Here is a 10,827-nt window from a genome sequence, read left to right as displayed (position 1 = left end):
CATGAAAATAATGAAAAGCAGATAGAGCTTGTTCCAATCAAGGTTAATTCTCCGGAAGAACAAAGATTATCCTTTGCTCAGGAAAGACTATGGTTTATAGAATCCTATGAAGGCGGAAGCAGTGCCTATAATATTCCTATCGTTACAAGGTTAGATGACAGCATTCAGCTTACTCTTTTTGAGGAATCTTTGAGAACAGTGGTAATGCGACACGATATACTTCGTTCCATGATTCATACCACTGAAAATGGAACAGGATATCAGAAAGTTACAGAACTCGTTCCTGAAATTAAAGTTTCAGAAGTAGATAATGAGGAGGAATTAGAAAGTTCCATCAACAAATGCGTGAATAAAGTGTTCAGACTGGATGAGGAACTTCCTATAGAAATCAATATCTTCAGGCTGGCTGGGCAGGCTTATCTGTCTATCGTGATTCATCACATTGCTTTCGATGGATGGTCTACCGATGTTTTCCTAAAAGAAACAGCCTCTGTTTATTACGCTCTTGTTGAAGGTAAAGAACCGGAACTTTCCTCTATAAAAGTTCAATACAAAGACTTTGCCCTATGGCAGCGTAATTATCTTTCAGGAGAACGTCTTGAAAATCAGATTGGCTATTGGAAAAATAAGCTGGATGATTTCCAGAATCTGGATTTGCCTTCAGACTTCAAAAGGCCAGTTCAAATATCCTATGAAGGAGAAAATCTATATTTCCACCTGAATAAAGAACAGGGAGAAAAGCTTAGAGCCCTTTCCCAAAAATTGGGCGTAAGTCTTTACAGCCTTATGTTAGGAGGCTATTATCTGATGCTGTCTGCTTATTCCGGTCAGGATGATATTGTAGTGGGAAGCCCGATTGCCAACCGCCATCATGCAGGTTTTGAAGATATGATCGGTTTCTTTGTCAATACATTGGCATTAAGAGAAAAAGTAGATCCGGCACAGAATATCAGCAATTTCATTCTTCAGGTATCAAAATCAGTTAATGAAGCCCAGTCTCATCAGGATCTTCCATTTGAAAAGCTGGTAGATGAGCTTGGCGTGGAACAGGATACTTCAAGACACCCGATTTTCCAGATAATGTTTGGTCTTCAAAGCGTTGATAAAGCGTTGAAAGCGAGTGAAGGAGATGTATTATTCCATTCTTTTGCAGGAGAAGTAGACTATAAGGCTGCTAAATTCGATCTGACTACGATGATTGATGATGATGGAGAAAACATGCGTATCATGTTCAATTATGCAAAAGCTTTGTTTACAGAAGAAACCATTACCCGGATGGCAGGTTCTTATCAGCTTCTTTTAGATCAGATCATAGAGAATAATCCGGATGATACTCTAATCGGTAATCTTTCATTGATATCAGAAGAAGAAACACTTCAGATAGAGCATTGGAATGCCACACAGGAAGATTATCCATCAGAAATGACGATTCACAAGGTATTTGAATATCAGGCTGAAAAAAATCCTGATACCATAGCTTTGGTTTATAATGATGTTAAACTTTCATATCGTGAACTGAATGAACGGGCAAACCGTTTAGCAAATCATTTGATTCATCAGTATCAGCTTAAACCGGATGATCTGGTGCCATTATGTCTAGAAAGATCCGAAAATATGTTGATTGCCATCCTTGCCGTATTAAAAGCCGGAGCTGCTTATGTACCAATGGATCCATCATATCCTGTGGACAGAATAGGACATATTTTAGAAGATACTCAGGCAAAACTGGTCATTGCACAGGAAAGTACAGTAGAGAAATTACAGAATATAGAAGTCATTTCCCTCGATGAAGTTACGCTTAAAGCAACACTTGAGACAGAAGTGACTAATAACCCTGTTACAGAAGTTCATTCACGAAATCTTGCTTATGTAATCTACACCAGTGGAACAACAGGACTCCCTAAAGGAGTAATGATTGAACATGCAGGAGTGATAAACCTCATCATATCAATGATTAAGGCACACCGACTTGAAGAATATCAGGAAGTAGGATGCTATTCAAACTATGTATTTGATGCTTTTGTGTATGAAGCCTTCCCCGTATTGTGTAACGGAAATACCTTATGGTTATACAACAATGAGCTTAGAACCTCAGTAAATGAACTTAATGATTATATTAAAACCAATGCTATAGAAGTTTCCTTTATCCCACCGGTTCTGTTAAGAGAAATTGTGGAAAATGGAACTAGTCTGAAACTGATCTTCGCAGGAGGAGAAAGTTTCCCGGCATTGGATAAAAATATTGAAAACATTACCCTTGTCAATGAATATGGGCCAACAGAAGGAACCGTATGTGTTACCCTTCACGATTACAAAGAAGATAAAAACCCGTTAAACATTGGCGGAGCCATTGCCAATACAACTTTGTATGTTCTGGATGCTCAATATCGCCCTGTTCCTGTAGGAGCGGTAGGAGAATTGTTTATTGGTGGAGCTGGTATTGCCAGAGGCTATCTGAACAGACCTGAACTTACTGAAGAACGGTTCATGGTAAATCCATTCCAGACAGCAGGAGAAAAAGAACGAAATGAAAACAACCGTTTATACAGAACAGGGGATTTAGTTCGCTGGCTGCCAAACGGAGAACTGGAATATAGAGGAAGAAATGACTTCCAGGTGAAAATCCGTGGGCATAGAATTGAATTAGGAGAAATTGAGAATACCTTGCTTCAATTTGAAGGCATCCGCCAGACAGCTGTTCTTGCCAAAGAAAATAAATCAGGTTTAAAATACCTGGCAGCTTACTATGTCTCTGATTCAGCAATTGATACTAATCTTCTTTCTGAATTTGTATCAGAATCTCTTCCAGAATATATGGTGCCGGGTGCCTTTGTTCACTTGACTGAACTCCCGCTTACCATTAACGGAAAATTAGACAGAAGAGCATTACCAGAACCTGAATTTACAGCAGGTAAAGATTATGTAGCTGCTGAAACAGAACTTCAGTCTGCGCTTTGCCAGATCTATGGCGACGTTCTAGGACTCGCCCCTGAGACGATTAGTATTCATGATGATTTCTTCAGATTGGGTGGAGACAGTATTATCAGTATTCAGTTGGTAGGGAAGATCCGCCAGCAGTTAGAAGTAAGAGTAAGCGTAAAAGAAGTCTTTACTGACCGAACGGTAGCTTCATTGTCCCAACTAATAGAAAATAAAAAAGACAGTAGTGAAGCCAATATTCTTACTGAACAGGGAATCCTGACAGGAGAAGTTCCGCTTCTTCCAGTGCAGGAATGGTTCTTTGAACAAAAAGAATCCGGTTATCTGGCTGAATTCAATCACTGGAATCAGGCCTTCTTAATCAATGTTCCGGAGCTTGACAAAGATCTTTTTGAACTGGCTGTAGAGCAATTGTTAACGAAGCATGATGCCTTCAGACTAAGATATACAGGACGTTCGCAAGAGTATAAAACAGGGCCAAAAGTTACTGAAATTAAGTATCTTGATGCTTCTGATCTGAAGCAGGAAGAGCTAGCCAATATATTTACAGACTGGCAGTCTAATTTCGATATTGAAAACGGACCATTATACCAAATTGGATATATCAATGGCAATCAGGATGGAAGTGTAAGAGTATTCTTTGCTTTCCATCACATTATTATTGATGCGGTGAGCTGGAGAATCCTTACTGAAGACCTGAAAAATATCTATCAGACCCTTGAAAAAGGAGAAAACTATCAGATTCAGAAAGGAAGCAGCTACCGCCAATGGGTAGAAGCCATCAGAACCTATAAAAAAGACAATCCGGAATCCAGAGATCAAGAAATTGCTTACTGGAACCATATTGCCGATACCGTTGAGGAAAGTAATTCAACATTATCTAAACTGATTACTGAAGAATATCACCATGGTCATCTTCAATTAGATAAAGAATCCACCGGAACGTTGATTCGTGGAGTACATCATGTATATCATACTCAGATTAACGATTTGCTGTTGTCTGCTTTAGCTTCAGCTCTTACTAAAGTTACCGGAGATCAGCGTCATGCTATTCTATTGGAAGGTCATGGGCGTGAGGAAGTATTCAGTCAGTTAGACATTACCGAAACAATGGGTTGGTTTACTACGATGTATCCGGTTCAGCTGGAAACAGGAAAATCCACAAAAGAAACCGTTGTTCTAACCAAAGAATCCTTAAGGAGTATTCCGAATAATGGAATTGGTTATGGTAGCCTGATAGGATACACAAACCGGGAATTACCGAAGATCAGCTTCAATTACTTAGGTCAGCTTGACCAGGATGATGCATCTGGAGAGAAAACATGGTTTATTGCAGCTGAAAATAGTGGTGCCGGAGTGGGAGCTTCGAACCGTGACAGCCATTTTGTAAGTATTAATGGTGCTGTAGTTGATGGACAGCTTAGATTCGGAATTTCAGGATACCTTTCTGATGAAAAGATCACGCTTTTAGCCGAAAGCTTCAAACAGAACCTTGAAGCCATCATTAAGAACCTTTCAGAAGAAAACAGAAGCTATCTTACGGTATCAGATGTAGACTATGTAGTAGAAAATGTTCAGCTTTTAGCTATTCAGGAGAAAGGAGAAATAGAAGGAGTATATCTTGCGAACAGCTTGCAGGAAGGATTCGTATACCATGCTCTGAATCAGGGAGAAACGGATGATGCCTACAGAGTACAGCTGATGTGGGATTATCAGGCTAAAATCAATACAGATAAACTTAAAAATTCCTGGGCGTTAACTCAGGCACAATATCCATCGCTGAGAATCCGATTTGATTGGAATGGAGAAATTGTACAGATCGTAGACAAAGAAGGAAAATTAGACTGGCGATACGAAGATATCAGTACGATGTCTGAAGAGGCTCAGGAAGATTTGATCCAGAAAATCACGGATAATGATCGTCTGGAAGCATATAATCTTTCTAAAGGAAATCTTTTCAGAGTATATATTTTCAAACGCAGCGAAGAACATTACAGCTGTCTGTTCAGTAATCACCATGCTATTCTGGATGGTTGGAGTATGCCGGTTATTATGAATAGTGTTCATGATGCTTATCTGCACCAGCTTCACGGTCAGGAACCAATCTTGTTGGCAGATTCTGCATATGCGGCGAGTCAGAAATATTTACAGGCCAATAAAAAAGCAGGACGTAGCTTTTGGAATCAGTATATGACCCTTCTGGAAGATCAGGAAGACCTGAAAAGCCTTGTAAAAGAAGACCAAAGACAGATAGACCTGGGAACTTACCGCCACATTAAAGACCATCAGAAGGTAACAATGCTGGTGAGTGGAGACAGATACAATAGCCTGAAAGATCTTACGAAAGCTCATGGATTAACGGTGAATGCCGTAATGCAGTATTTATGGCACAGCCAGTTGAAACTGTACAGCGGATTGCAGACCACCGTGGTAGGAACCACCGTTTCAGGAAGAAATTTACCTGTTGACGGGATAGAATCCTCAGCTGGATTGTATATCAATACCTTACCATTAATTGTAAATCATGAAGGAGGACGTGTCATAGATCGTATGATGGATATCCAAAACAGGATCAGTGAACTCAATACCCATAGTGATATTAACCTTGCAGAACTTCACCATGATGGACGCCGTATTTTCAGCAGCTTATTTGTGTACGAAAATTATCCTGTACCAAAAGGAGGCGGAAATAATGAGTTAGGTTTTATCTTCAGGGATTCCGTTGAAAAGCTGGATTATCCGCTCAGCGTAATGGCTTCAGAACAGAGAGATCGTGTGACGCTAAAAATCAACTATGAAGGCTTTATTTTTGAATCGGAAACGATGGAGCAGCTGGTAAAAGGAATGGAATTGATGCTGGATCAGATCATAAAAGATCCTGATATGGACTCCAATAGTATTTCATATATTGCTGATAATCATTTTGATTTGTTGAATTTATGGAATGATTCTGCAGATTTAAATACTTCACATAATACAACCCTTCATCAGCGATTTGAAGAACAGATAGCCAGAACACCGAATCATATCGCATTGGTTTACAGAGATATCCGATTGACTTATAAAGAACTGAACGAAAGATCCAATCGTTTGGCAAACTATCTGCTTCAAACTTATGATATTCAGCCGGATGATCTTGTTCCACTATGCCTGGAACGTTCAGAAAATATGCTGATTGCTATTTTGGCCGTATTAAAATCCGGAGCAGCGTATGTTCCAATGGATCCTTCCTATCCAACAGAAAGAATAGAACATATTCTTAAAGATACAAATGCTAAAATCATCATAAGCCAGGAGAGTACAAAAGATAAAATACAGGTGCTGGATAAAGCTGAGGTTATTTCCTTTGATGATCTTGAGTTACAGTTAGCTGTTAACAGAATGTCATCAAAAACGCCAGTTACTTCGGTAACTCCGGAAAACCTAGCCTATATAATCTATACCAGTGGAACTACAGGACTTCCGAAAGGAGTCATGATTGAACATAGAAATGTAGTGAATGTAGTAGATCAGGTAAGAGAAGCTTACGGTTTCAGCGAAGGTGAAAAGATAACAGCTTATACCTCATATGTTTTTGATGTTTCAGTATCTGAGTTTTTCAATACATTATTGTTCGGAAATGAACTTCATATCTTGGATGAAGAAACGAAGAAAGATGCAGATTCAATAAGCAGATACCTGTTAACCCATGAAATTGATTATGCTTATTTACCACCTGTAATGCTTTCTGTATTGCCACGTATAGAATATCCAAACCTTAAAGGATTGCTGTACGCAGGAGAACCGTGTGATTATGAAACCGGTAAATACTGGTCAGAATATACTCAACTTTATAACCTGTATGGCCCAACCGAAGCAACAATCTATGCAACGTATAAAAAAGTGGAGCATGGTGATGTACAGCTTATTGGCCGTCCTGTAGGGAATTCTACAACCTATATTTTGGATGGTTATGGTCGCTTACTTCCTGTAGGAGCTGTCGGAGAGCTTTATCTTGGTGGTGCAGGCATTGCCAGAGGCTATCTGAACAGAGAAGACCTTACAGAAGAACGATTTGTAGATAATCCTTATCAGACTACAGAACAGAAGAAAACTGGAGAAAACGCACGTTTATACAAAACAGGAGATTTAGTTCGCTATTTGGCCGATGGAAATATAGAGTATATTGGCCGTAATGACTTCCAGGTGAAGATTCGTGGCTATAGAATAGAGCTGGGAGAAATAGAAAACAGACTTTCTCAACATCCTCAAATAAGACAATCTGTTGTATTGGCTAAGGATAATACAAATGGCATGAAATATCTTGCCGGCTACTATGTTTCAGATACAGCATTAGAGATAGAAAAGCTAACTGCATTTTTATCAGAAACATTGCCGGAATATATGATTCCTTCTGCTTTTATTCACTTAAAATCATTGCCGTTAACCATCAATGGTAAGCTTGATAGAAAGCTATTACCTGAGCCTGAATTTACAGGCGGAAATGAATATACAGCTCCAATGAATGATCTTCAGAAAAAGCTGTGTACTATTTATGGAGAAGTATTGGGAATTAACCCGGAATATATCAGTATTCATGATGATTTCTTCAGATTAGGCGGAAATAGCATCATGGCTATTAAGCTTATTGGGAAGATTAAACAGGAATTGGAATTACAAACCAGCGTATCAATGGTATTCAACCATAAGACCATTGCTTTATTGGAAGGAGCATTAACAACCGAAGAAACCGATGTTGAGAACATTGAAATAATCCCTGTTGAGGTTAGCTCACCGGAAGAACAACGTTTGTCTTTTGCTCAGGAAAGACTTTGGTTTATAGAATCTTATGAAGGCGGAAGCAGTGCTTATAATATTCCAATGATTGTTACCTTGGGTGCTGAAACTAATATTCCTGCCTTATGTAAGGCTTTAGAGTTTATAATTCAACGCCATGAAATACTCCGCACCTTTATTTTGACGACAGAAAATGGAGTGGGCTATCAGGTGGTAACTAACCATATTCCGGAAATTAAAACCATAGAAGCAGGAAGTAGAGAAGAACTGGAGGAATTGGTTAACAGAAGCGCTCATAAAGTATTCCGTTTGGAAGAAGAGATCCCTGTTGAGATCAATATTTTCAGATTAGCTGATATCACTTACCTTTCAGTGGTTATTCATCACATTGCTTTTGATGGCTGGTCTACCGATATATTCCTGAAAGAAGTAGCCGAAGCCTATAAGGCAAAGGTGACAGGACAACAGCTTGAACTTCCTGAATTAACAATCCAATACAAGGATTTTGCATTATGGCAGCGAAACTATCTTACAGGAGAACGTCTTGATCGTCAGATTGAATATTGGAAAACAAAATTAGATGACCATCAGAGCTTAGATCTTCCGGTAGACTTCCACAGACCTGCTGAAATTTCCTATGAAGGAGATACCATCGCATTCAATATTCCTGAAGAAACAGCACTTGGATTGAAAGAAATCTCTAAAAACCTTGGGGTGAGTCTATATAATGTGATGCTGAGCGGTTACTATCTTACCCTTTCTGCCTATTCAGGTCAGGATGATATTATCGTGGGAAGCCCTATTGCCAACCGTCATTATGCAGGCCTTGAAGATCTTATCGGATTCTTTGTTAATACTTTGGTTTTAAGAGAAAAGATTGATTCTGAACAAGATATCAGAGATTTCATTCTACAGGTATCAAAATCCGTAACAGAAGCCCAATCTCATCAGGATCTTCCATTTGAAAAATTGGTGGAAGAACTAGGGGTGGAACAGGATTCCTCAAGACATCCTGTCTTCCAGGTAATGTTTGGAATTCAGACCAGCAATAGCGGAGAGGCTGCAACTCAAGGAGAAGAAGCTATTTTCCAGCCTTTTGATGGTAATATAGACTATCAGGCAGCAAAATTTGATCTTACAACGATGATTAATGAAAGCCCTGCTGGAATACAGATGACCTTCAACTATGCGACGTCTTTATTTAAAAAAGAGACCATCAGCCGTATAGCAGATACCTATCAATATTTGTTGAGTCAGATTGTAGAATTCGGAGCGTCCAATGTTAAAAATCTGAAGATAGGAGAGATATCTCTTCTGTCAGAAACAGAGAATAAACAGATCACAGAAGGATTGAATGATAACAGAAAAGCATACCAGGATAAAAATACCATTCATCAGCAGATTGAAGCTCAGGCTATCAAAACACCTAATGCTACAGCTTTGGTATATCAGAATGTAAGATTATCTTATAAGGAGTTGAATAACAGAGCTAATCAATTGGCAAATTACCTTATCAAAGAATACAAGCTTCAGCCGGATGATTTGGTTCCGTTATGCCTTGAACGTTCTGAAGAGATGTTGATAGCCATTCTTGCCGTATTAAAAGCTGGAGCAGCTTATGTTCCGATGGATCCTTCATATCCTGCAGAAAGAATCAGCCATATTTTAAAAGATACCGGAGCTGAGGTTATTCTTATTCATGAAGGAGTAGAGAGCAAATTCAGTGATGTTTCTTTGGATGTAAACCTGATTTCATTGAACAGCAGAGAATTAGTTGATAAACTGGCTGCAGCAGATCATCATAATCCTGTGACTCAGGTATCTTCAGATCATTTAGCTTATGTGATCTACACCAGTGGAACCACAGGACTACCAAAAGGAGTAATGATCGAACATAAAGGAGTTATCAATCTGATTGATGCCATGACAGAAGTTCATCAGCTTGAAAAATATCAGAATGTAGGCGTATACTCCAATTATGTATTTGATGCCTTTGTATACGAGATATTCCCGTCTTTATGTAACGGAAATACCCTTTGGTTGTACAGCAATGATTTGAGAACTTCAGTACATGATCTTAATGATTATATTAAAGCAAATACTGTAGAGGTTTCCTTTATTCCGCCAGTCTTGTTGAGAGAACTTGTGGACAGTGGAACAAATCTGAAACTGATTCATGCTGGAGGAGAAAGCTTCCCGGCTCTTGATAAAAATATTGAGAACATTACCCTTATCAATGAATATGGACCAACAGAAGGAACCGTTTGTATCACACTTCATGATTACAAAGAAGACAAAAATCCACTGAACATTGGCAAAGCCATTGCAAATACAAGTTTATATGTTCTCGACAACCAATATCGTCCTGTTCCAACAGGAGCAGTAGGAGAGTTGTATATTGGTGGAGCCGGTATTGCAAGAGGATATCTGAACAGACCTGAACTTACTGAAGAACGTTTTATGGTAAATCCATTCCAGACAGAAAATCAGAAAGAAAGAGGAGAAAACAGCCGTTTATACAGAACAGGAGATCTAGTACGCAGATTAGCCAATGGAGATCTTGAATATATGGGAAGAAATGATTTCCAGGTGAAAATCCGAGGGCATAGAATTGAGTTGGGTGAAATCGAAAATACATTATTAGGCTGTGAAGGGATTCGTCAGGCCGCTGTATTGGTAAAAGAAAATAAAGGCGGAATAAAATACCTGGTAGGATATTATGTATCTGATCCTTTAATTGATCCACAGTTACTATCAGAGTTCCTAATGGAAACTCTTCCTGAGTATATGATCCCTAATATTTTTGTCCATCTTGAACAGCTTCCACTAACCATCAATGGAAAACTAGACAGAAGACAGCTTCCTGAACCTGAGTTTACAGGGATTACTGAATATACAGCTCCAGTAAACGAACTTCAGAAACAACTGGCTGAGATTTATGCTGAAGTTTTAGGTATTGATTCCGAAAGTATAAGCATTCATGATGATTTCTTCAAATTAGGAGGGAACAGTATTATGGTTATCAAGCTGATAAGCAGAATAAGAGCATTATTGGATGTTCAAATCAAGATCCTGGATATTTTCAAAGAAAGGACTATTAGCAAATTATCG

At 38.9% G+C, this 10,827-nt stretch carries 1 pseudogene; it reads left to right on the top strand.

Annotation, left to right across the window (positions count from 1 at the left end):
- Positions 1-21: 21 nt before the first annotated feature.
- Positions 22-10,815, top strand: a pseudogene (locus BLS98_RS23785) (amino acid adenylation domain-containing protein); the annotation flags it as partial.
- Positions 10,816-10,827: the final 12 nt, after the last annotated feature.

This window comes from Chryseobacterium jejuense (assembly GCF_900100075.1).
GTDB classification, from domain to species: Bacteria; Bacteroidota; Bacteroidia; order Flavobacteriales; family Weeksellaceae; genus Chryseobacterium; species Chryseobacterium jejuense.
Note: the sequence above shows the minus strand (reverse complement) of the source record. Positions and strands in the feature narration are given on the sequence as shown.